General features: G+C 70.1%; 17 protein-coding genes and 1 tRNA gene. 4 read left to right on the forward strand and 14 right to left on the reverse strand.

Annotation, left to right across the window (positions count from 1 at the left end):
• Nucleotides 1–31: 31 nt before the first annotated feature.
• Both GC092_RS13190 and GC092_RS13195 read right to left on the reverse strand, forming a co-directional pair.
• Nucleotides 32–5,083 carry a family 78 glycoside hydrolase catalytic domain gene (locus tag GC092_RS13190; RefSeq protein WP_324012472.1) on the reverse strand — a complete coding sequence of 1,684 codons (5,052 nt, stop codon included), beginning with the start codon at nucleotides 5,081–5,083 and terminating at the stop codon, nucleotides 32–34.
• Nucleotides 5,084–5,109: 26 nt separating this feature from the next.
• Nucleotides 5,110–6,447 (reverse strand): MFS transporter, encoded by a 1,338-nt coding sequence (locus GC092_RS13195; RefSeq protein WP_324012474.1) that lies wholly within the window; start codon nucleotides 6,445–6,447, stop codon nucleotides 5,110–5,112.
• Between the two features lie 100 nt (nucleotides 6,448–6,547).
• Between GC092_RS13195 and GC092_RS13200 the strand changes: the two genes are divergently transcribed.
• From GC092_RS13200 to GC092_RS13210, 3 genes are all read left to right on the forward strand, one after another.
• On the forward strand, nucleotides 6,548–7,540 hold the full coding sequence (locus GC092_RS13200) for a LacI family DNA-binding transcriptional regulator (protein WP_324012477.1): 993 nt from the start codon (nucleotides 6,548–6,550) through the stop codon (nucleotides 7,538–7,540).
• Nucleotides 7,541–8,469: 929 nt separating this feature from the next.
• The gene (locus tag GC092_RS13205; RefSeq protein WP_324012479.1) at nucleotides 8,470–9,081 is read left to right on the forward strand and encodes a helix-turn-helix transcriptional regulator; all 612 of its coding nucleotides are present in this window, start codon (nucleotides 8,470–8,472) and stop codon (nucleotides 9,079–9,081) included.
• On the forward strand, nucleotides 9,078–10,373 hold the full coding sequence (locus GC092_RS13210; RefSeq protein ID WP_324012480.1) for a type II toxin-antitoxin system HipA family toxin: 1,296 nt from the start codon (nucleotides 9,078–9,080) through the stop codon (nucleotides 10,371–10,373). Before GC092_RS13205 ends, GC092_RS13210 begins: the two co-directional genes overlap by 4 nt.
• Nucleotides 10,374–10,610: 237 nt before the next feature.
• Here the strand turns inward: GC092_RS13210 and GC092_RS13215 are convergent, their stop codons facing one another.
• The 9 genes from GC092_RS13215 to GC092_RS13255 form a co-directional block, all read right to left on the reverse strand.
• A complete protein-coding gene (locus GC092_RS13215) occupies nucleotides 10,611–11,060 on the reverse strand; it encodes a hypothetical protein (protein ID WP_324012481.1) in 450 nt (149 codons plus the stop codon).
• 106 nt (nucleotides 11,061–11,166) lie between these two features.
• Entirely contained in the window at nucleotides 11,167–11,382 is a 216-nt protein-coding gene (locus tag GC092_RS13220; RefSeq protein WP_324012483.1) for a hypothetical protein, read from the reverse strand.
• A 388-nt stretch (nucleotides 11,383–11,770) separates the two neighbouring features.
• Nucleotides 11,771–12,586 (reverse strand): DUF6988 family protein, encoded by an 816-nt coding sequence (locus GC092_RS13225; RefSeq protein WP_324012485.1) that lies wholly within the window; start codon nucleotides 12,584–12,586, stop codon nucleotides 11,771–11,773.
• Nucleotides 12,587–12,816: 230 nt separating this feature from the next.
• A complete protein-coding gene (locus GC092_RS13230; protein ID WP_324012486.1) occupies nucleotides 12,817–13,893 on the reverse strand; it encodes a DUF4238 domain-containing protein in 1,077 nt (358 codons plus the stop codon).
• 102 nt (nucleotides 13,894–13,995) lie between these two features.
• The gene (locus GC092_RS13235) at nucleotides 13,996–14,211 is read right to left on the reverse strand and encodes a hypothetical protein (protein WP_324012488.1); all 216 of its coding nucleotides are present in this window, start codon (nucleotides 14,209–14,211) and stop codon (nucleotides 13,996–13,998) included.
• 113 nt (nucleotides 14,212–14,324) lie between these two features.
• Nucleotides 14,325–14,415, reverse strand: a tRNA-Ser gene (locus tag GC092_RS13240).
• 45 nt (nucleotides 14,416–14,460) lie between these two features.
• Complete coding sequence (locus GC092_RS13245; protein WP_324012490.1) at nucleotides 14,461–15,501, reverse strand: alpha-hydroxy acid oxidase; 1,041 nt, start codon at nucleotides 15,499–15,501, stop codon at nucleotides 14,461–14,463.
• A 52-nt stretch (nucleotides 15,502–15,553) separates the two neighbouring features.
• Complete coding sequence (locus GC092_RS13250) at nucleotides 15,554–17,704, reverse strand: alpha-galactosidase (protein WP_324012491.1); 2,151 nt, start codon at nucleotides 17,702–17,704, stop codon at nucleotides 15,554–15,556.
• Nucleotides 17,705–17,783: 79 nt separating this feature from the next.
• Nucleotides 17,784–18,935 (reverse strand): ROK family protein, encoded by a 1,152-nt coding sequence (locus GC092_RS13255; protein ID WP_324012493.1) that lies wholly within the window; start codon nucleotides 18,933–18,935, stop codon nucleotides 17,784–17,786.
• Nucleotides 18,936–19,048: 113 nt separating this feature from the next.
• Between GC092_RS13255 and GC092_RS13260 the strand changes: the two genes are divergently transcribed.
• The gene (locus GC092_RS13260) at nucleotides 19,049–21,160 is read left to right on the forward strand and encodes a glycoside hydrolase family 36 protein (RefSeq protein ID WP_324012494.1); all 2,112 of its coding nucleotides are present in this window, start codon (nucleotides 19,049–19,051) and stop codon (nucleotides 21,158–21,160) included.
• Nucleotides 21,161–21,234: 74 nt separating this feature from the next.
• Here GC092_RS13260 and GC092_RS13265 read toward each other — a convergent pair whose 3' ends face one another.
• Genes GC092_RS13265 through GC092_RS13275 form a run of 3 tightly spaced genes read right to left on the reverse strand, consistent with a single transcriptional unit; the run spans nucleotide 21,235 to nucleotide 24,022 of the window.
• A complete protein-coding gene (locus tag GC092_RS13265) occupies nucleotides 21,235–22,128 on the reverse strand; it encodes an ABC transporter ATP-binding protein (RefSeq protein ID WP_282978989.1) in 894 nt (297 codons plus the stop codon).
• The gene (locus GC092_RS13270) at nucleotides 22,125–23,012 is read right to left on the reverse strand and encodes an ABC transporter ATP-binding protein (protein ID WP_324012497.1); all 888 of its coding nucleotides are present in this window, start codon (nucleotides 23,010–23,012) and stop codon (nucleotides 22,125–22,127) included. Before GC092_RS13270 ends, GC092_RS13265 begins: the two co-directional genes overlap by 4 nt.
• On the reverse strand, nucleotides 23,009–24,022 hold the full coding sequence (locus GC092_RS13275; protein ID WP_271173132.1) for an ABC transporter permease: 1,014 nt from the start codon (nucleotides 24,020–24,022) through the stop codon (nucleotides 23,009–23,011). The genes GC092_RS13270 and GC092_RS13275 overlap by 4 nt, the downstream gene beginning before the upstream one ends.

Genomic DNA, 24,022 nt, shown 5'->3' on the forward strand with positions numbered 1-24,022 from the left:
TCGACGAGTGGGTGTGTGGGGTTGCCAGGCGTCAGCTGCCGGAGCGGCTGAGGGCGATGAGCTGGTCGAGCGCGTCGTCGGAGATCTCCACACCGGGGAACCGCGCGAACTGCGCCATCGGCATCGACTCGACCATCCGCAGCATGTCTGCACTGTCTTCGGCGGCGGCTCTCTGCTCAGCGGTGGCCTCGGACACCATGGCCTGCATGAGCGCCGGGCCGACGACGGGGTGGCCGAACCAGTCGCCGACCGTGGATTCCAGGCTCAGAGGCGCCGGCCGGTCGACATCGCCGTCGAGAGTGACGGTCGCCGCGGTCGTGATGTCCGCCGACGATCGGCCGATCTCGACGCGATACTCGCCCGGCTCGACCTGCCAGCGTTCGCGCTGCGTGTCCCAGTAGGCGAACGCCCGCCTGTCGAGGGCCATCTCCACCGTCCGGGTCTCGCCCGGCTCGAGATGCACCTTGCGGAAGGCCGCGAGCTCGCGGACCGGGCGACGCACCGGTGCGGGCGCGGGCGCGACGTAGACCTGGACGACCTCCGCCCCGGCTGCCTGCCCCGTGTTGCGGACGGCGACCCGCACGACCGCCGCGTCCGGGCCCGTGACGGCGAGTTCGACGACGTCGTGAGCGAACGTCGTGTACGACAGGCCATGCCCGAACGGGTACCGAACCGGCCGGTCGGCCGTGGCGTAGTACCGGTAGCCGACGAAGACCCCTTCGCCGTATCGGACGACCTCGTTCTCGCCGGGGAAGTTGAGGTACGACGGGGTGTCCTGCAGCCGGAGCGGGATGGACTCGGCCAGCCGGCCGGATGGGTTCACCGCCCCCGTCAGCACGTCGGCGAGAGCCCCGCCGACGGCCTGGCCCAGCGCCCATCCCTCGACGATCGCGTCCACGAAGTCATGCCACGGCTCCAGTGAGACGACGCCGCCGTTGGAGAGCACAACGACGGTGCGACGCGCACGGCCGGCCACGGCGTGGATGAGGGCCACATGCTCTTGTGGCAGGTCGATCGTCGAACGATCGAAGCCCTCTGACTGCTCCTTCTCGGAGAGCCCGACGAACACCACGGCCACGTCGGCAGCAGCAGCCGCTTCTGCGGCCTCCGCACGCAGCTGCGCCGGATCTCCGTCGTCCGCATAGCCCGGGGCGAACGAGACGCTCGTCTCTCCGAGCGCGACCCGCAGCTCGTCGAGCGGGATGTCGAGACGCGTCGGCGTGACATGCGAGCTGCCGCCGCCCTGGAACTGCGGCTCGACCGCGAGGGTGCCGATGACGGCGACCTTCTGGCCCTCGCGCAGGGGCAGGGTCTGGTCCTCATTGCGCAGCAGCACCACGCCCGCGGCCGCAGCGCGCCGCGCCAGCGCGTGGTGCGCCTCCGCGTCGAACGCGGACGGCTCGTCTGGCAGCCGCGTTCGGTCGACGAGCGCGGCCACGCGCGCGGCGGCCTGTTCGACGACGGCCCGGTCGAGCCGGCCGTCGCGCACAGCCCGGAGGATCGCCTCCGTACCCTCGTCGCCGGTGCCCGGCATCTCGAGATCCAGCCCCGCGCGGAGGGCCTCGACCCGGTCCTTGATGGCACCCCAGTCTGAGACCACGAGACCGTCGAAGCCCCACTCGTCGCGGAGGAGCTCGGTCAGCAGCCAGCGGTTCTCCGACGCGAAGACGCCGTTGATCGCGTTGTACGCGCTCATCACCGAGGTCGGCCGGGCCTCCGTCACCACGCGCTCGAACGCGGGGAGGTAGATCTCGCGCAGGGTCCGCTGGTCGGCTTCCACGCTGACGCGCATGCGCCCGGTCTCCTGGTTGTTCGCGGCGAAGTGCTTCACCGACGTGCCGACGCCGGTGGACTGCACCCCACGGACGTACTCCGTGGCGAGCACCCCCGTGAGCAGCGGATCCTCCGACAGGTACTCGAAGGTGCGGCCGCCGAGCGGGGATCGCTTGATGTTGATCGCCGGCCCGAGGATCATGTTCACGTTCAGCGCGCGAGCCTCCTCGCCCAGTGCCACCCCGACCTCGCACATCAGCTCCGGGTCCCACGTCGAGCCCATCGCGACCCCGGGTGGGAAGCACGTGGCGGGCAGGGACTCGTTGAAGCCGAGGCTGTCGACCGCACGGTCCTGCCGACGCACGCCGTGCGGTCCGTCGACCATGATCATCGACGGCACTCCGGCGGCTTCCTGCGTCGACCAGAAGTCGCGGCCGGACAGCAGCATGGCCTTCTCCTGCAGGTCCGAGTCCGCCGCGATCGGCGCGGGGGCGGTGAACACGTCGGCGGGAATCGGCTCGCCGGCGTTCAGAGCGGCGAATCCGCGTTCGAGGTCGGCGAGCACCCCCGCCGGGTCGGGGAGCATCCCCGTGATCTGCCGCGGTGTGAGGTCTTCCTGGCCCCGGAGCCCGCCGGACATGTGGTCGGCGGCGCCCGGCACCCACTTGCCGATGACGCCCTTGAGCACGTCGAGTGCGGGCTTGTGGTCGACGATGTCGCCCATCCGCGAGTCGACCGTGTACACCCGCGCGACCTCGGCATCCACCTCGAACGGCTCCTGCCAGTGGTGCTCACCCGCGGCGACCTCGAACGCTCTGCCCGAGGGGAGGACGACCTCGGCCTTCACTCCCACCGGGATCGTGGTGGAGACCAGGATCCCGCCATCGCGGAGCTCCCAGCCCGCCGAGGCGATTCCGTATGGCGTGTGCAGGGTCGCCGAAGCGGAGCTCAGGCCGCGACGCGGCGGCTGCGGGGCGATGCGAAGCCGTCGGTATCCGGGAGCGGCGGCCGCGAGCCCGGCCACGACGCGGTGCATCCAGTCGGCCACCGCGCCGAACGCGTAGTGGTTGAAGGACGTCATCCCGCTGGGATTGACGCTCCCGTCCGGCAGGAGCGAGTCCCACCGCTCCCAGATCGTCGTGGCTCCCTGTTCGACCGTGTACAGCCATGAGGGCGCCTCGGTCTGCAGCAGCAGTCGGTACGCCGTGTCGGCGTGCCCGTTCGCGCTGAGCGCGTCGGTGAGGATCGGCGTGCCGATGAAGCCCGTCGGGATCCGGTACCCGTTGCCCGCGACGATCTCCGCGAGACGGTCGGCGGCGTGGCGACGCTCATCGGCGTCGTCGATGAGATCGAACGTCAGGGCGAGGGAGTACGCGGTCGCGGAGTCGGACAGCAGGCGCCCGGAGCGCGAGACGTACTCGCGATGGAAGGCCGCCTTCACCTCGCTCGCCAGCGCGCCGTACCGTTCGGCGTCCGCAGAGCGCCCCAGCAGCGCCGCCGCGTCCGCGACGATCCGGGCGGAGCGCGCGAAGTAGGCGGTGGCCACGATCTCGGGGTAGGTCTGGGCCTGTTCGGGGCGGTCGGCCGGCGCGGTCGGGTCGAGCCAGTCGCCGAACTGGAATCCCGCGCTCCAGATCCGGTCAGGGCCGGCAGCGGCGGTGACCTCGTCGACCCACGCTGCCATGCTCTCGAACTGCGTCTCGAGCACTCCGATGTCGCCGTAGGCCTGGTACAGGGTCCACGGCACGACGGTGGCGGCATCGGCCCAGCCCGCCGTCGGGCCGGTGTAGCCGGTGACGATCGCCGGGACGACCATGGTCGTGCCGCCGTACTTCCTCTGCTCTGCCGCGAGATCCTTCAGCCACGACACCAGGAAGCCGGCCGAGTCGTAGAGGTAGGTCGCGGTGGGCGCGAACACCTGCAGGTCGCCCGTCCACCCCAATCGCTCATCGCGCTGGGGGCAGTCTGTCGGGACGTCGACGAAGTTGCCCCTCATCCCCCATACGACGTTCTCGTGGAGGCGGTTCACGAGCGGATGGTCGGTCTCGAACCATCCCGTGCGCTGCATGTCGGAGTGCAGCACCTCGGCCGTCACGGCCTCCGGGTCGATCGGGCCGGGCCAGCCCGTGACCTCGGCGTACCGGAACCCGTGGAACGTGAAGCGCGGCGCCCAGCTCTCGGTGCCGACCCCGACGAGCGTGTAGCTGTCTGTCGCCTTCGCTCCGCGCAGCGGCGCGACCGCGAGCTCGCCGCCTTCGAGGACCTCGGCATGGCGAAGGGTGACGCGGGTGCCCGCTTCACCCTCGACGGTGAGACGCAGTCTGCCGACGAGGTTCTGCCCGAAGTCCAGGATGGTCGCTCCCGACGGCGAGGTGAGCACCCGCTGCACGGGGATCCTCTCCACGACTCGGACAGGAGGCCCGTCGGGCGCCGAGAGCTCGACCTCGCCGAGCGGGCGCAGGGCGACGGGAGTCCAGCCGTCCGTCGCGGCGTCAACCGTCGACCACGCGGGATCGAAGTCGCGCGCGTCGTAGTCCTCGCCGTTGTACAGATCCGCGGCGTGTATCGGTCCCCTTCCCGCGACCCAGTCCGTCCCGGAGGCGACAGTCTGCCGGGCGCCGTCCGCGTAGTGGACCTCCAGCTGGACCATGACGCCGAGGTCGTCGCCGTAGAGGCCCCGCTTGCCACCCCACCCGAGGTAGCCGCGCCACCATCCATCCGCCAGCCACGCGCCGATGGCGTTCTCGCCACTCCGCACGAGACCGGTGACGTCGTACGTGGTGTATCGGAGCCGCGACTCGTAGGCGGTCCATCCCGGCGCGAGCTCGTCGTCGCCGACCCGGTGTCCGTTCAGTTCCAGCTGGAACAGCCCGTGGGCGGTGGCATAGACCCTGGCCCGCACCACCTCGCTGTCCGAGCGGGTCCGGAAGGCCCCGCGCACCAGGGGTGAAGCGACGGCGGAATCGGCGGGCCCGACCATCTGCGCGGACCAGTCAGACCGCTCCAGCAGTCCGGCCTCGACGCACGCCCATGCGGACCAGTCGCTGGCGGAACCGTCCGCGTCGACCACTCGGACGCGGATCTCCCTGCGCTCGCGCGACGCCAAGGGCTCGAACGGCCACGGCACGAGAACCGAGTCCGGGCTGTCGACGCGCACACTCGCACCGTCGCGCTGCTGCACCTCGTAGGCCGACTGCGACCAGTCGGCGGGCGCGTCGGTGACGACCCAGGAGAGACGGGGCCGGGGCTGGCCGATTCCGAGGGCGTTCGAGGAGTGCTCGAAGCGGATGGGACTGAGGGTGAGCGACATCGCGTGGAGCTTTCTGAGAGGAGGGATCAGCGAACGGAGCGGATGCGGAGGACGGCGATGCCGGCCAGGAGCACCGAGACAGCGGCGACGATGAACAGCAGCGTGTAGTTGCGGTCGCCGCCCTCCGCCCCGATGAGGAGGATCCCGGACGCGGCGAGCGGCGCGATCGACTGGGGGATCGACGTGGCGAACCCGGTGATCCCCATGAACCGGCCGGCGTCGGTCTCGCGCTCGGGGAGCACGTCCAGAAGCAGCGCCTGGTCGACCGCGGCGAAGAGCCCGAGTCCGACGGACGTCACCAGCGAACCGGCGACGAGAACAGCGAGGTCGGGAGCGTATGCCTGTGCCAGCATCCCGCCGGCCATGATGAGCCCCCCGATCAGCACGAACAGCCGGCGCCGCTTCAGCCGGTCGGAGAGGAACCCCCCGCCGATCGCGCCCAGTGTCACGGCGAGCACTCCGGCCATGCTGAGGGATGCCATGATCCCCGCGACCGATTCCACGGCGATGCCGAGGCGGTCGGCGAAGAAGAACGCCGTGTAGGTCGTGTTCAGCGTGATGCCGGTGTAGAAGAGGAACCTGCCCAGCCAGTTCCACGAGAAATCGGGGTGCTTGCGCGGGTCGTAGAGGTACTTCGAGAGCAGCTGGAGGACCGTGATCGGGTCCTTCGGCAGGCCTCGGCTGTCGTCCTCGTGCACGAGCGTGACGAACAGCACGACGAAGACGACTCCGACCGCGCCCGGCACGAGGAAGAGCAGCAGCGGGTCGCCCGTGAAGAACTGGGCGAGGATCACACCGAACACGGGCGCGATCTGCGTGGCGAAGCTGGTCAGCCCTGCGACCTTGCCGCGCTGGGATTCCGGCAGGCGGTCCGCTGTGGAGATCTGGAGGTTGCTCAGCGCCGTACCCCATCCCCATTGCGCGAGGATCCAGCCGAGCCCGACGACGAGCACGTTCGGGGCGAGCGCCATGACCACCAGCGACGCGACGCCCACGACCATGCCGCCGATCATGAAGGGGCGTCGCCGCCCGAGAGGAGTCCGCGTCCGGTCGCTCCACACGCCCATGAACGGCGCGGTGAGCATCACGAACAGCGCACCGGCGCCCGTGATGTAGCCCAGGTACTCCGGATGACCGGGCGCGAGCGTGTTCACACGGATCGTGAGCGAGATCGCCAGCGGGGTGATGAAGGCCATGAAGACGCCGAACTGCGCCAGCACCATGAACCAGATGTAGCGAGGGCCGACCTTCGGCAGTTCGGGAGCGGAGCGCGCTGCTCCGTCGAGCTCCACGGCGTTCGCCGTGGGAGAGGGAGTGGACGCCGGAAGCGGCGTGACGAGGGGCTCGTCGTTCGTCGGGGTCATCGGAAGACTCCATTGTCTGAGGGGAAACTAGCGCGTGCTAGTGGTTGATCCAGGATGCTACGGTAGGTGCACTAGCGCGCGCAAGTCCAAAGGAGAGCGAATGGCGACAACCGCACCGAAGCGAGTCACCGCCGCGGACGTCGCGCGTTCACTCGGCCTCTCGCGCGCCACCGTCGGCTTCGTTCTGAACAACACGCCGGGTCAGACCATCCCGGAAGCGACCCGTGCGCGCGTGCTCGAGGAGGCGAACCGTCTGGGATACCGCGCGAACACCGCGGCGCGGGCGCTGGCCAGCGGGAAGAGCCGGATCATCCTCCTCGTGCTGCCGGACTGGCCGCTCGACCACAGCATGCGGACCCACCTCGACGAGGCGTCCCTCGCGCTGGACGAGGCGGGGTACTCCCTCGTGACGATGACTCCGCACCCCGGGGGCCAGGCACGCCCGCTCTGGGAGACGCTTCGGCCGGATGTCGTCATCGGCCTGGCGCCGTTCACGCCGGAGCAGCTCGCCGAGATCCGGGCGAGCGGCGTCGACCAGATCATCCCTCCGTTTCCCGGCGGCGATGAGGCTGCCGAAGGAGGTCTCGGCTTCGCCGACGGGCCGCGTCTGCAGGTCGAGCATCTGCTGTCGCGCGGGCGCCGGCGTGTGGCCTTCGCGGCCTCGGCCGACCCACGACTCGCAGACCTCGTGATGCAGCGCCGCGACCTCGCGTCCCGCACGCTGCACTCGCTGACGAGATCGGGGTTCGTCGCCGACTCCCCCATCACCGAGGCCAACGCCGCGGAGGAGCTTGCCCGCTGGATGGATCTGGGCGTCGACGGCGTCGTCGCCTACAACGATGACATCGCGGCGATGATCCTGGGCGCCGCCGTCCGCTCGCACATCAGCGTGCCGGATCGGCTCGCCATCATCGGCCATGATGACACGCCGCTCGCGCGCCTCGTCGTGCCGGCCCTGTCGACCGTGCGTCTCGACAACGCCGGACTCGGCCGCTACCTCGCCGCGCTCGCCCTCAGCGCCGCCACGGGATCGACGCCGCCGGCCGCCGGGCCCGAGACGGACGCGCACCTCGTGGAGCGGGAGACGACCTAGGGCCACAGCCCCGGGCGCACGATCCTCGACACGACGAATCCCCTCAAGGCCGAGCATCTGCAGCACTGCTCGGCCTTGTGCTTGTCAAAGACGAGCAGCACTCCGCCGCGCTCAGCCGCTTCATGATCCGGATGGAGTCGGTGGCGTCGTCGAAGATCGAGCGGATCACCGCGAGCGCGGTGGACTATGCGCGCGCGCTCGCCGGGAGTCGGTCGAACTCGTGGCCCTCGAGCATGGTCGCCGCGAGCACCGCGTTGCACCGACTCATCGCCGACGTCGCGGCGCGCAGCCTTTTCACTCTCGACATGCGATCGGAATCGGCGGGACCCCCCCGAAACGCTCTTCACGCACCACCGGTGCCGGAACGCGTTCCGGACCTTCATGGACGACCTTGATCGCATCCCTCAACCACGATGATCCGCCGGTGCTCGTGCAGGCCGCGATCGAGGCCGTGCCTGGGCGGCGTCCGAGCTGCGCGCGGAGCTCGACGACCTCAACCGGCGCATGCAGATCGCCATGCAGTGAACGGCGGAACCCCCTCGCAAGGAGGGCACTTCGGACGGTGGCAACGGTGGAATTGGACCCTGATCTGGTTTTTATACCATCTTCATGCGCGGCTGAAGCCACGCGATTTCGCGGAAGTTGGACACCTCCCGGAGCAGCTGAGAACAGGTGGAGGATGCTCCCAAGACAGCCGCGCCACTGTCGCGGCCGAGCCGCGGCCGCCGCCGTCGTCGAGGTCGCGGCCGATGTGGTGGCCGTCGATGACTCTCTAGCCCTTCCGCCTCGACTGCCAGGTCGCAGCGAGGGCTCTCCTTCATTAAGCCGCCGGAGACTCACTGTGACATGTTGCATTTTTTGCACATCGGTGAGATGTTCTATTTACCTTACATCTACGCAGTGGTAGATTTTTCTAACAACAACTGGCGGTGCTATTTTTCGAACACGAATGGGAGGCGGTCAACGTGAAGTTGCAGACACCCTCAGACCTCGCCCGCCTGGTCAAGAACGCCCGCGTCCAACGGAACCTTACTCAGCAGGACGTCGCCGGCGCCGTCGGCATCACCCGTCAGTCCCTCGCCCGCCTTGAACGCGGCAACGGTGGCACATCATTCGACACGGTGCTGGGCATCCTCGACTACCTCGGCATCCGTTTGGACGCCACCACCGACCGCCGCCCCGTTGCTCCCGCCGCAGTCGCCACGAGGGGCGCCGCCCAGGCCGCGGCCGATGCACTCACCAAGCGCATCGCACCGCTGATCGGCTCGGACACGCTCGAGGCGCTCAACAAGCAGGTCCTTGGCTCGCCGCCCCAGATCGGTCCCTCACTCCCGCCCAAGATCGACACCTCCGGCATCCTCAAGCTGGTCGAGGCCAACCTCGACCCCGCGGCACTCGCCTCCATCCGCGAAGCCTCCCGCGGGCTCACCGAGCGTCTCGCGATCCCCGGTTCCGTCCTCATGAATCCGCCGCGAGCGGTGGAAGCCGGATCCCCGGCCACCGCGGAGCCCCCAGCGGGTTCCGCAGGGGGTGTCGAATGATCCGCGCCCTCGATGTGTACCTCTACGACGCCCACGTCGCCACAATCACCAGGCGAGGCGAGAACCTGCAGCTGCGCTACCTGCCCGAGTACGTCGAGACGGACAGCCCCGTCCCCATCTCCGTGACGCTCCCCGTCGTCACCACCCCGTTCGGGAACGACGACACCAAGCGGTTCCTCGACAACCTCCTGCCCGACCGCGCTGACGTTCGTTCCCGCTGGGCACGGGAAGCGAAGCTGACCAGCGACAGCACCTTCGACCTGCTCTCTGTCTACGGCGCCGATGTCGCCGGCGCGCTCGAGTTCTACCCCGCAGGCGTATCACCCAGGCAGGAGGAGAACCTGACCCCGCTCACCGAGAAGGAGATCGGCGACCGGATCCGGCAGATCCGTCGAGATGACTCCGACTGGCTGCAGCACCGCGCCGTCGAAGAGGGGTTCTCGCTCGGCGGCGCTCAGGGGAAGTTCGCGCTCGCCCTTCGCGACAACCAGTGGCTCGAGCCGTCTGGGCGGCAGCCGTCGACACACATCTTCAAGCCGGGCATCCAGCCACTGCCCGGATCCGACGTCACCGAGCACATCACCCTGCAGGTCGCGACCCTGCTCGGGATCGACGCGGCCGCATCCGTGATCGCCGAGTTCGACGGCGAGCACGTCCTCATCGTGGAACGCTTCGACCGCTTCGACGATAATGGCGCCATCGGCCGACTCCACCAGGAGGACCTGGCGCAAGCCACCGGGACGCCGCACGTTCAGAAGTACGAGTCCGACGGCGGCCCCGGCTACCGCGACATCTTCACCGTCTTCGACCGCAACCTCAACGCCGCCGACGCCAAGACGGCTAAGGAGCGGTTCGCAAAGCTGCACGTCTTCTCTTGGATCATCGGTCACAACGACGGCCACTCCAAGAACTACTCCCTCACACATGTGCCGGGTCGGAGCGTGCTCGCCCCCTTCTACGACCTCAACAGCTCGCTCCCGTTCAAGCTACAAGAGCAAGTCCTCGCCCACGACCCTGCCGTCTTCGACAACGTCGAGCTCGCCTTCGCCGTCGACGGAGCGAACACCCTCGGCACCTTCAACGCCGACGGCATCCGACGCCTCGAAGCCGACGCAGGGCTTGCTGAAGGACACCTGCGGGAGTTCGCCCTCCAGATCGCCACGGGCCTCCAGCCCGCCGTCGCGGTCGTCATCGAACAGCTCCCCGATCACCTGAAAGAACTCCGCGCCGTGATGCTCTACCCGCACGCCACTTACACGCAGACCCGCCGAGTCATCGACGCCCTCGCCTGACCGTCCCCCTTCGCAGGAGCGAAACAAGGCCGGCATTCTACTGAGCACCATGCGCATCAAGCGCAACCCGCGCGTCGGTGTCAGGCCGGAGTAGGTGCTTACGTAGACGCGGCCGAGGGCGTACCGTTGGCGGCGCCGTTAAGAAAGTAAGCCTCCCGCGGCGCACGGAAACATGGGGATTCCGCGACCTACGCGCTTTCGTATCACTCGTACGGAGCACGCAACGCACGAAAGGTGTCAACACTCGTCAGCCGTAGCTCCGTCCGTGGCCGAGTCAGCCTGTTTGCGCGCGAAGAGCATGCCAGACGCGCCGGCCACCCCGGCAGCAGCGCCCTTGAGCGCGGCACTAGCCTCTTCCGCTGCGGCCGCGACGCTGGGTTTATCCGCGATGCCGTCGCCCTCGATGTTGACAGCGCGGAACGCCTCTGTGGCACGGTCGACGGTCGGCGTGCTGAAGCGGGCAGCGGCCGCCGCGCCTGAAGTTTCCGAGACCCGCACCTTCTCGCCAGGCTCGACAAACGCCTCACTCCATCGCTTCGCGTTCTTAGCCTCGTAGCCCGTTTCGATGCCGAGGCGTTCGCGGAAGTCCAGGACGCGAGTCGCTACCTGGTTGCTCGGCTTCACCGGCGGATCGCGTACGCCTGGGTGCGCGCGATCGTCAGGTCCGTCGCCTGCGCCTTCGACCACGTGATCTCCGAGACGGGTCCTACTGCTTGCGAACCGTAAGCGCTTCCTCGAGCGCCGTCAGACCGACGCTGAGGAGTGTCGCCGGCGCCTGAGCGATCTGCAGCCTCTACTTGACCTCGCCTGGCTGGCCGATCATCGCGTGGCTCACACCGGGCGTCTTGGAGGCCATGAGGCCGTAATGCGGCACGGCCTTGGCGGACTCTTTCGTGAGTGTCACCCATCGCCCTGAGTTCTGCGCGATGTCGGCGGCTACGCCCGGCGCCGCTCCGCCAGCGCCAGAGAACGAGCGCAGGCGCTCCAGGTCGGGCTTGCGCGACGGCACGCGGTCGAGGCCCGCGAAGAGAGTGAAGCGCTCAACGTCGGTCGCCGCACCGATGACGGACAGCCCATCTCCTTCACCGACCAGCTGATCTCATTGCTGATGTCACTCCTCCGAATTAGGGGTGCGGCTCACCCTGCAGCCGTCTCCGCAGACGGTACCGGGCAGCGAGGACATTCACATCGTCAGCGCTGGGCCGAGATGACACGAGCGATAGCGCTCAAACGACACCGGCAGCGCGAAGGGGAGCGGCACGCTCGCGCTAGGACGGTTGCATCGACGCAGCCAACCTCGAGATGTCTCCCACACGTAGAGGAATCAACGGTCGCCCACGGACGGCGTACCCAGGGGCGGTCCGTCATCAGAAGCAGTCATCGTGGGCATCCCCTTACTAGCTCCGACGTGCCTTCGCGTGCCGCTGCCGGTAGGAGTCGCTCAGGTGCAGCTCGTCGGTGATCTCTAGGAGCCGAGCGCAGCTGCGGAGATAACTTCGGTGCGCCTTGTCCTGCGTCAGGAAAGAGAATGCTCGCGCGCTCCACAGCATCGATGCAGCGGTGAAGAACAAGAGCAGATCCGCCGGAAGGGGTACGTCCGGCTCCTCACGGTATGCGGGCAACTCTGCCGCTGGACTCAAGGCGTGGAAATAGAGGTCCGCGAGCCGCGGGCTCGCGTGGCTGAAGCCGGAGAACAGCCGATAGATGATGAAGGCGTCCGGTCCTGCCGGCGACAGATCTTGACAGATGTCTCCGAACCGACGTGCACTGTCAAACGAGCCCGCGTGAGCGGTTGGGTCTGCATCCGCAATCGTGCCGGCTCCCTCTCGGAACACCGCGGAGGCCGCTTGAAGCGCGTCCTTCTGCAGGGACGAACGGGTGCGAGTGTATTCGTGGAGGAAGGCGCGAACTCCGTGGTCCTCCGCACTCTGCACGAGCCACGCAGCGGTAATCGCGCTCTCGTAGGCGAGCCTCGCCAGCGGAATCGCGGCGGTGATCTGATTGGCACGGATGAGTGTGCTGACGGCAGCGGCCGTGGAGTAAACATGTCGCGCGAGGCCCCAGACCGAGGCGATTCGAGCCGCATCGTGCCCTGCGAACTTCTTTCCTCGACGCGCAGCAGGTTGGTGCAACGGGCGCGGCGCACCGATCTCTCGCCAATTGCTCTGCATGTCGTCGACAAGCGCTTGCAGTTCCGCTTCATTGAGCACCACGCGTCGAAGCCTAGTTCGCGTCCACGCGCGAAAGGTCCACTACAGGAGCAACCGGCAAGCTCACCGCCCGTGCAGAAGGCCCATCGCGCGCGTAGCGCCACGCCGTGCGTGTGCCCCTCGATAGCAGCGTCGTCGATGGCCAGGCCGGCCGACAAGGCGCTCGCGCGGAGGAGGCTGGCTCTGAGGATACGTCGGTCGCCGGCAGTACGCGGACGGCGCTGCATATGGAGCTATCTCGAGAACCGATGCGGTCGTGCGTGGGGTCGCGCGTTCACCACGGTGGCGGGGAGACTCTGGTCGTCGTAGATAGTGACGGCAGGCGCCGGCTTCGGCCAGGGGATCTGCGCGAGATGCGGACCATCGGGGTGAGCGGCAACCCAACCAAAGGCATTCCGTGCTTGAAGCAGGTTCGCCTTCCGCGCGATCTTTACCGCTTCGCCGCCCCCGATGTTCCATACCACGGAATTCCATCGCGCGCCGATTGGGCCGTACACAAGGGCGTGGCGGGGGCCGAGAGGAAGGATCACCTCGTCGGCGTCACGAAACCCGACGCCGCGACCGCTGGAGACCTGAACAAGGTTCTCGGGAGGGACGTGTTCACCCTTGATCCGAATCCGTTCACGCAAGTCGCCTTCCGGCGAACCGTCACGGGGAGTGAGCACGACGGGCTCATCCCCGACGACCAGCAACGAGCCGTCCAACTGCGCCACGGACACGGGCCGGTGGGACAGATGCTCAGCCAGATCCTCGCTGGCCCGATTGATAAACTGGATGTGCTCGTTCTGGTGCGGCACGATCTCGAGGTCCTGGATCTCCTGAGGGCTAATCTTGTCCTGGTTGACGAGCTTCATCCCGTAATCCGCAATCAGTTCCATGGCGCGACGTGTTCGCATCCCTCTCACGGCCTGCACCGCGACGAACGTATCGAGTGCGAAACGGTCGATACCTGTTGGCGGCTGAGCACGTCCGAAAGCCGACGTCGACAGGTAAGGACGGATCACGCGAGCAAACTCAGCCTCGACCTCGCTGAGCCAGACTTCCATTGCACCGTTGGGTGCCATGTCGAGATCGATGAACGTGTAGAAGTCCTTGACCGCCACGTCGCCCACGGACACGACGCGCACCTTGCTCGTTATGCGATCTCGCAAGCGGATCTGGTTCGAGCTATTGGCGAACCGGCGCAAAATGGTGCGCGGGACAATGTGATGCCGCGCGCCGACCTGACGCTTAAAGTCAACCGACTCATACCACTGCCGCGCCAATCGCTCTGCGCCGGCATCGCTGGCTAACTGATACAGACGTCCCACGAGTGCATCATGACAGGCACCTCCGACACCGGCTCGTCGTCTGGCTGGAGGCTATCCGCCGTCACCGGTAGCGATCCGGGACGAGTTCCCTGCGCGCATCCCTCAGGACAAAGCTCGAGCCATGTCGATCATCCACATCAGACGCGCACCGAGCGAGGCGACCGGCGAGATCACGATCCAGGCTCCCAACCGACCAACGCTCGCTACGGGCGCATCGAGGTGCTCGTTGTTGCCTCCCAGCTCACGAAGATCCACCACGAGATGGATCGGGGTACGACCGTTGTCGTCCTTGGAGTCGTTGAGCGGCGCCCAGGCCACCCCAGAGGCTCACGGACATCGCAGAAACCCGCCCGCTAGACGACACCCTCGCAATCACCCAGGCCACCCGCCGCGCCCAAGACGAAACCCCCTCACAAGGAGGGGGTTTCGGATGGCGGTGACGGTGGGATTTGAACCCACGGTAGGGGGTTACCCTACACAACTTTTCGAGAGTTGCACCTTCGGCCGCTCGGACACGTCACCGCGGACAAGCTTAGGACAACTGCGCCCCAGACGCGAATCGAGCGTTCACCATCCCGTCACCCGGGCGAGTCGCGCCGCGCTCGCCTCGGCGCCCGTCGCGACCCCGGCCTGGAGCAGCGCGAACCGCAGCTCGTCGGCCATCCCGTCGAGCAGCCGCGCGACGCCATCCGCCCCGTCCGCCGCGAGCGCCCACCAGGCGGGACGCCCGACGAAGACGGCCCGTGCACCGAGAGCCAGGGCCGCCAGCACGTGACGCCCGTCGCGGATGCCGCTGTCGACAGACACCTCGGCGTCCGCGCCGACCGCCTCGACCACCTCGCCGAGCGCGTCGACCGCCGAGATCGAGCCGGCGAGTCGCCGGTGCCCGTGCGTCGAGACGACGACGCCCGCCGCGCCCGCGTCGACCGCGCGACGCGCGTCGTCGCCGCGCAGCACGCCCTTCACGACGACCGGCAGGCCGGTCACGTCGCGCAGTCGGGCGATGTCATCGAGGCCCGGATTGCGCGCCGGGCGGTCGCCGAGCAGGGCGCGCTCGTCGGCCGTGAGGTTGGCGAGCCGTTCGCGAGCCGGCCCATCGGGCCAGTTCACCGGCTCGACGTGCGGCTCGACGCGCAGCGCCGTGAGCTCGACGGTGAGCAGGATCGCCGCGGCCCCGGCCTCCGCCGCGCGCTCGGCGAGCGCCCAGGTCAGAGCGGGCTCAGCGAGCAGATACGTCTGGAACCACCACGGCGCCCCCTGCTCGGCGATGCGCGCGAACGGGATCGCCGTGTTCGTCGAGACGCCGATCAGGGTGCCCGACGCCGCGGCCGCGCGCGCCATCTCGATCTCGCCGTCGGGATGCGCCGCGACCTGCTGCGCCATCGGCGCGAGGAGGATCGGATGGTCGACCGGCGTTCCGAGAACGGTCGTCGCGACCTGAGCATCCAGCTCGCCGCGGAGGGCGGCCGGACGGAACCGCACGGCATCCCAGCGATCCGCCTCGGCCTCGCTCGAGCCATCCGCCGTCGCCGCGACGTAGTCGAACACGTGCGCGGGCAGCAGCGCCCGCGCGCGCTCGCGCAGCCGCTCGATCTCCGCACGGGTCATCCGCTCACCGTACCCGCGACGCGCGCTCCACCCGCTCCCCCTCCCGCGCGCCTCACGCGACCGCGGTCGCCTCGAGCACGAGCGCCGACGCCGGGGCGAGCAGCGGCGTGCGCACGCCGACCGTCGACAGCAGCGAGCCCGGCAGCGTCACCGAGCCCTCCGCGACCCACGGCACCGGCCGCATGTCGAGCAGGTGGCCCGTCGTGAGCGCGCGGACGACCTCGACGCGATAGGTCCGCGACGGGTCGAGACCCGGGAGGCGCAGCGCGGGCGGCACGGCCCACTCCCCCGTCGCCTCGCGGGTGAGCCGGTAGAGCGCGTGCGCGCGGTCCTCCGACACGACCCCCGTGAGCGCGGCCCCCTCGTCGGCGACAGCGTCGTGCAGCAGCTCGCCCGTGTGCATGAGGGAGCGGAGGCGCTTGTACTCCGCGATCCACTCGGCGAGCTGCGCGCGCTCGTCGGCCGTGAAGCGCGTGATGTCGGTCTCGATGCCGGCCGACGCGAAGAGCGTCGTCGCGATCCGGAACCGCAGGTCGGTGACGCGGTCGGTCGTGTGCGCCTGCGTCGGGCCGACGTGGCTGCCGATGAGCTCGGGCGGCAGGAGCAGCTCGGTCCAGCGCTGGATGCGCGTGCGCTCGAGCGGGTCGTTCGTGTCCGACGCCCACACGCGATCGGTCCGCTCGAGGATGCCGAGGTCGACGCGCGCGCCGCCCGACGAGCACGACTCGATCTCGACGTGCGGATGGCGGCGGCGCAGCTCGTCGAGGAGCGCATAGACCGCGCGCGTCTGCGCGTCGACGCCCGCGCGCCCCGCGTGCACGGCCTCGAGCAGATCGCGGTTGTGATCCCACTTGAGGTACTCGATCGGGTACTCGTCGAGCAGGGCCCCGAGGGTCGCGAGCAGCCACTCGGCCACCTCGGGGCGCGCGACGTCGAGCACGTGCTGGTGACGCCAGGTGCGCGTCGCGCGATCGGATGGCGCGAGCACCCACTCGGGGTGCGACCGCGCGAGATCGGAATCGGGGTTGACCATCTCGGGCTCGACCCACAGCCCGAAGCCCATGCCGCGAGCGCGCACGTGGTCGACGAGCGCGTGCAGGCCCTCGGGCCAGACGGCCGGATCGACGGCCCAGTCGCCGAGCCCCGCCCCGTCGCTGCGCCGAGCCAGGAACCAGCCGTCGTCGAGGACGAACCGCTCGACGCCGACCTCGGCAGCGGCATCCGCGAGTGCGATGAGCGGCTCGAGCTCGTGGTCGAAGTAGACCGCCTCCCACGTGTTGAGCACGACCGGTCGCGGCGTGCGCGGATGGCCGGGGCGCGCGCGCAGCGAGCGGTGGAAACGCGAGGAGATCCCGTCGAGCCCGCGGTCGCTCCACGCGAACCAGGCCGTCGGCGCAGCGAACGCCTCGCCCGCCGAGAGCACGATCTCGCCCGTGCGGAGCAGCTCGCCCGCTCCGAGCACGTTCCGCCCCTCGGCGAGGCGGTCGGTGCGGTACACCGCGTCGCCGCTCCAGGCCAGGTGCACGGCCCACGCCTCGCCCGTGCGATCGTCGAAGCCGGGCGTCCCCACGACGGTCAGCGTCGGGGCGTCATGCCCGGTCCGCCCGCGCCGCGAGTCGCGGGCGTGCGAGCCCATGGCGACCGGCCGGCGCTGCGGCGAGCGCTCGCGCGTCCAGCGGCCGGCGAGGTCGAGCAGCTCGCTCGCGCGCGCGGGAACCGGCAGCGTCGCATCGAGGGCGGCCAGGTGGACGACGGCGTCGCCCGCGTTCTCGACGCGGTGGTCGACGCGCAGGATGCCCGCGGCGTCGAACCGCAGGGCGCTCTCGAGCACGAGGCCGTCCGCGCATGCCCGCAGGGCGAAGCCGCGGTCATCGCTCTCGACCGACTCCACGCGCCACCCCGGCAGGAGCGGCGCGCCGTCGACCGTGCCCGCGATGCCCGGGCGCCCCTGCCATCCGTCGCGCTCGGTCGGGAGCACCGTGAGCGGCCACGCCTCGTCGAGCGCGCTCGCCGTGACCTGGCGGGCGGATGCCGCGTCCAGCGCGGCGAGCGCGGCCTCGTCCACTGCTCCCGGATCCGCGCCCCAGTGGAGGACCTCGGGGAGATCCTCGCCGCGGAACGCCACGATGAGCGCCGCGCCCGCGGCGCGGAACAGCGTGGTCGTGCGCGGGGGTGCGCTCACGGGAGCTGAGGTGATGGTCATGCGGGCCTCCGTCTCGACGGCATCGTCAGAGACCAGGTTCCCGCGCGGGGCTCACTTTGTCAAATGCTGAAACAAACGCTCACGTGAGAAGTGCGCGGATGGCCAGCCCGGCCCCCGCGCGCGCCCACTCCGAGAAGTCCCACGTCCGCACGTCGAGATCGACCGGAGCGGCGTCCTTGTCGAGCCGCTCGTCGAGCGCGGCGCGCAGGGCGTCGCCCGCGAGCTCGACCACGGCGATGCCGTCTCCCGTGACGACGACCTTCTGGGGGTCGACGAGGCTCGCCACCGTCGCGATCATGACGCCGAGCGCGCGACCCGCGTCGGCGAACGCCGCGAGCGCGAGCTCGTCGCCCGCGCGCGCGGCCTCGACGACGCCCTCGTACTCGACACCCGGGCGCCGGTAGGCGTTCACGATCGCGCTGTTCACGAGCAGGCTCGACGCGCAGCCGCGGTGGCCGAGGCCGCACCGCGGCCCGGCCTCGTCGACGATGAGGTGGCTGATCTGGCCCGCGCGATTGTGCGCGCCGTCGACCGGCCGGCCGTTCACGACCAGTCCGCAGCCGATGCCCGCGCCGACCGTGATGAGCACCATGTCGTCGATGCCCGCCCCCGCCCCGAACCAGTGCTCGGTCGCCGTGAGCGCCTGCACGTCGTTCTCCACGGCGCACGGAAGCCCGGTCGCGTCGCGCACGAGCGCCCCGAGCGGCACGTCGGTCCAGTCGAGGAAGAACGACCGCTCGACGAGCGCCCCGTCCGCGCCCTGGCTCACGCGGCCCGCGATCGCGATCCCCACCGACGTCAGCGTCGGGTAGTCCGCCGCGTATCCGCGCGCCACGTCGGCGATCTCGGCGACGACATCCGCGGGCTCGCGCGATGCGAGCGGACGCTCGGTGCTCTCGACGGCGGACGCCGAGAGGTCGGTGACGACCGCGTAGAGCGTGTCGCCGGTGAGCTTGATCCCGAGGAAGTGGCGAGCCGACGCGCGCAGATGCAGCATCTCGGACGGACGCCCCGTCTGCGCCATGAGGCGCGTGCCGCCCTCGGTGAGCAGACCGGCGTCGACGAGGGAGCGCGTGATGCGGGTGAGACTCGCCCGGGAGAGGTGGAGACGGCGCGCGATCTCGGCGCGCGGGAGCTCGCCGTGGATGAGCACCTCGAGAAGCGCCGCCCGCATCGCCGGCGACATCTCGCCGATCTCGCCGCCCGCGAGCGCCGTGTCCTCGACGTCCATGTTTGTCACCCTTCTGAACATACTCGCTTGTGCTCGGCCACCCGCGCTGGAAAGATCACAGTACACACGCGGCCGCGCCCCGCCGCGACACCCGAGATCACGGAGGATCCGTCGTGCCCGAGACCCTGCACTGGCGCGCCGAGCGCGTCCACGTCGCCCTCGCCCTGCCCGAGGACGGGCCCGTCTCGGTGCTCGCGATCCGGCCATCCGGGTCTCCGGCGCCCGCTCCCGTGCTGCCCGAGGGGCACGGCGAGCAGCCTCTCGTCGAGCTGTCGGCGTTCGGCCACGGCCGGTTCCCCGGCAGCTTCCGTCACGTCGACACCGTGATCGGGCACGCGCTGCGCTACGTCGGCCACGAGGAGTCGGAGCAGGACGGATGGCGCGAGCTGCGCGTGCGACAGGAGGACGCGTCGCGGGGGCTCCGCGTCACGAGCGTGCTCGCGGCGCACGCGTCCGCACCGGCGCTGCGGGCGTGGACCGAGGTCGCGGTCGACGGCGACCTCGTCGTCGACTTCGTGTCGAGCTTCGCGACCGGCTCGTTCCTCGCCGACGCGCGCGCGGCATCCGTCGACGACATCGTCGTCGCGCACGCCGACAGCGACTGGATCGCCGAGAGCAGGTGGCGCGTGCAGCCGCTGCGCGAGGCGGGCCTCGTCGACGTGGGCCGCGCCGCGCACAACCACCAGCCGCCCCGCACGCGCCTCGCGCTCGGGAACCGCGGGTCGTGGTCTAGCGGCGAGAAGGCGCCCACGGGGGTCATCGCGTCCGCGCGCGACGACTACGCGCTCGCGTGGCAGATCGAGCACAACGGACCGTGGGTCGCCGAGCTCGGCGAGAACGGGCACGGCGCCTACCTGCTGCTGTCCGGCCCGACGGACCAGGAGCACCAGTGGTCCGTGCGGCTGCGCGACGGGGAGACGTTCACCTCCGCGCCGGTGTCGATCGCGGTCGCCGAGGGCGGCGTGGAGGCGGCGCTGCAGGCGCTCACCGACCAGCGCCGCGCCATCCGCCGCCCGCGCGACGCCGACGATGCGCTGCCCCTCGTCTTCAACGACTACATGAACACGCTCATGGGCGACCCGACGACCGAGAAGCTCCTGCCGCTCATCGACGCCGCGGCCGAGGCCGGAGCCGACACGTTCTGCATCGACGCCGGCTGGTACGCCGACGGGCACTGGTGGGACGGCGTCGGCGCGTGGGAGCCGTCGACCGCGCGCTTCCCGGGCGGCATCGGCGAGGCGACCGCGTACATCCGCTCGCGCGGGATGACCCCCGGCCTGTGGCTCGAGCCCGAGGTGATCGGCGTGCGGTCGCCGCTCGCGCAGACGCTGCCCGACGCCGCGTTCTTCTCGCGCGGCGGCGTGCGCATCGCCGAGCACGGGCGGCACCTGCTCGATCTGCGGCACCCCGCGGCCCGCGCGCACCTCGACGCGGTCGTCGACCGGCTCGTCGGGGAGTACGGGGTCGCGTTCATCAAGATGGACGAGAACACGATGACCGGCCCCGGCACCGACCGCGACGGCCTCGCGCCCGGGCACGGGCTGCTCGAGCACGCGCGCGCGGTTCTCGACTGGATCGACGGCGTGCAGGCGCGCCATCCGGATCTCCTCATCGAGAACTGCGCGTCGGGCGCCATGCGGATGGACTACGCGATGCTCTCGCGCCTGCACCTGCAGTCGACCTCCGACCAGCAGGACCCCGTGGCGTACGCGTCGATCGCCGCGGCGGCGCCCGCATCCATCCTCCCCGAGCAGGCCGGCAACTGGGCCTATCCGCAGGCCGGGATGACCGATGAGGAGCGCACGTTCGCGCTGGTGAACGGAGTGCTCGGCCGCATGTACCTGTCGGGCTACCTCAACCGGATGGCCCCGCACGAGCGCGCGGCGGTCCGCGATGCGGTCGCGGCGCACAAGGCCGTGCTCGGCGACATCCGGTCGCGCCGGCCGATCTGGCCGCTCGGCCTCCCGGCGTGGGAGGACGACTGGGTCTCCCTCGGCCTCGCGCTCGACGGCCATGCCTACGTCTCGGTGTGGCGGCGGCGCGGCGACGCGTCGGCACGGCTGTCGCTGCCCTGGGCGCGCGGACGTGCCCTCGAGGTCGCGCCGTTCTTCCCGTCGGGCGAGGGCGGATGGTCGTGGAGCTGGGATGCCGAGACCGGCGTTCTCGAGATGACGGCCCCGACGTCCGAGCCCTCCGCGCGCGTCCTCGAGGTCTGGATCGCGTAGCACCCCTCTGCATGTCTCGCTTCCCGCGGCCATCCGGTCGGGAAAGCCAGGGAAAACGAGACATGCAGGGTCTGTCAGGCCGCGTTGGCGGGAGCGGTGCGCGCGCCCTCCCACTCGCCCGTGAAGTGGTTGAAGCACACGGAGTTGTCGAGCTTCGCCCGGTCGGGCGCCGCCTCGCCGCTCACGACCTTGCCCACCCGCTCGGGGTCGGGCGCGGCCATCGCGAGCAGGCGCGTGTAGTCGTGCTGCGGGTCGAGGATGACCGCGTCGGCCGGGCCGCGCTCCACGACGCGCCCCTTGTACAGCACGAGGATCTCGTCGGAGAAGTGCCGTGCGGTCGCGAGGTCATGCGTGATGTAGAGCACCGCGAGGTCGTCCTCGCGCTGCAGCCGGCCGAGGAGGTTCAGCACCCCGAGCCGGATCGACACGTCGAGCATCGACACCGGCTCGTCGGCGAGCACGACCTGCGCCCCGGGGGCCAGCGCCCGCGCGATCGCCACGCGCTGCCGCTGCCCGCCCGAGAGCTCGTGCGGGCGACGCGATGCGAACGACGCATCGAGGTTCACGCGCTCGAGCATCTCGATCACGCGCTCGTGCGTCTCGTCGGCGCCGCGCGTGCGCCGGTGGATCCGCAGCGGCCGCGCGATGTGGTGCTCGATCGAGTGGAACGGGTTGAGCGACGCGAACGGATCCTGGAAGACCATCTGCACGTGGCGCCGGTACTCGGCCGGGGCGACCGGTCGGCCATCCGCCTGCCGCACGTCGATCTCGCCCGACGTCGGGTGCTCGAGCTTCGAGAGGATCCGCGCGATCGTCGACTTGCCCGACCCCGACTCGCCCACGAGCGCGACCGTGCGCCCGGGCACGAGCTCGAACGAGACCCGGTCGACCGCGCGGAACCGCCTGCGGCGCAGGCCCTCCCGCACGCTGAACTCCTTCACGAGGTCCGTGACGCGCACCGTGGTCATGCTCGAGCCTCCGCTCCGTCGGCGACCGGCGACTCGTCGACGCCGGATCGGATGAACGCCCCGCGCGACCCGCTGAGGCTGGGGAACGAGCCGAGGAGCTTCCTCGTGTACTCGTGGTGAGGATCGCGGTACATGTCGTCGGCCGCGCGCAGCTCGACGATCTCCCCGCGCAGCATGACCGCGATGCGGTCGCTGATCTCGAGCAGCAGCGGCAGGTCGTGCGTGATGAAGATCACCGCGAAGCCCAGCTCGTCGCGCAGGCGCACGATCTCGCGCAGGATGTCGCGCTGCACGACCACGTCGAGCGCCGTCGTGGGCTCGTCCATGATCATGACCTGGGGCTCGAGGATCATCGCCATCGCGATCATGACCCGCTGGCGCATGCCGCCGGAGAGCTCGTGCGGGAACGACGTCAGGCGCGACGGATCCACGCCCACGCGGCGCAGGACATCCACCGCGCGCTCGCGCCGCTCGGCCTTCGACATCCGCGGTCGGTGCGCGACGAGCACGTCCTCGAGCTGCGCGCGGATGCTGATGACCGGGTTGAGCGCGTTCATCGCGCCCTGGAACACCATGGAGAGCTTCGACCAGCGGAAGGCGCGCAGCTCGTCGTCGGCGAGGGCGAGCAGGTCGACGTCGCCGCCCTCTCGGTCGTGGAACACGATGCTGCCGCTCGCGATGCGGGCCGGCGGCTTGTGCAGCCGGTTCACGGCGTAGGCGAGGGTCGTCTTGCCGCAGCCCGACTCGCCCGCGAGGCCGAGGATCTCCCCCGCCGCGAGCTCGAACGACGCGCCCTTCACGGCTGTCACGGGCTGCTCCACCTCGTACACGACCGAGAGGTCGTCGATGGTGAGGACGGGCCGGCGCGCTGTCGTCGCGCTCATGCCGCACGCTCCTTCCTGCGGGCCTCACGGCGCGCGCGACGCTCGCGACGCGCGTGGAGGCGCACGTTCTTGAGCTTGGGGTTGATGATCTCGTCGATCGAGAAGTTCACGAGCGACAGGCCCATCCCGAACAGCGCGATGACGAGGCCCGGCGGAACGAACCACCACCATGCGCCCAGCGGCAGGGCGAACCCGTTCTGCGCGTAGAAGAGCATGGTGCCGAGCGTCGACGAGTTCGACGCGCCCAGGCCGAGGAACGACAGGCCGGCCTCGCCGAGGATCGCCGCGATGACGGCGAAGACGAACTGCGACGCGAGCACGGGCAGGAGGTTCGGGAGGATCTCGACCGCGATCACGCGCCACGCCCGCTCGCCGGCGACCTTCGACGCCGCGACGTAGTCGCGACTGCGGATGGACAGGGTCTGGGCCCGCAGGACGCGCGCCGACCCTGCCCAGCTCGTCACGGCGAGGACGACCGCGATCGTCCAGAGCCCGCGCGCCTCGGCGGGCACGAAGCCCGAGATGACGATCACGAGCGGGAGGCCCGGGATGACGAGGAACACGTTCGAGAAGAGCGAGAAGGCCTCGTCGGCGAAGCCGCCGATGTACGCGCCGAGGATGCCGAAGAAGGCCGACAGCACGGTCGCGAGCACGCCGACGATGAGGCCGATCTCGAGCGACCCGCGCGTCGCGATCGCGAGCTGGGCGAAGACGTCCTGGCCGGTCTGGGTCGTGCCGAGGAGGAACTCCGCGGATGGCGGCGTGAGCCCGATGTCGCGGATGGCGCTCGGGTCGCCCACGAAGAAGGGGGCGATGAGGCCGAACAGGGTGATGCCGCCGATGAGCGCGAGCCCGAGCGCGAGCCAGGGCGTCATCGTGGGGAGCATCTGCCGCAGCGCCGAGCGCGAGCGGCGCACGCGGTCGGCGCGCTGCTCGCGCGCGGTGCGCGAGACGATCGCCTCCGTCGCCTCGGCGACGGAGGGCTCTGTCCTGGGGGCGATGTTGGTCAT

The sequence above is a fragment of the Microbacterium sp. JZ37 genome, assembly GCF_035188445.1.
Lineage (GTDB): Bacteria > Actinomycetota > Actinomycetes > Actinomycetales > Microbacteriaceae > Microbacterium > Microbacterium barkeri.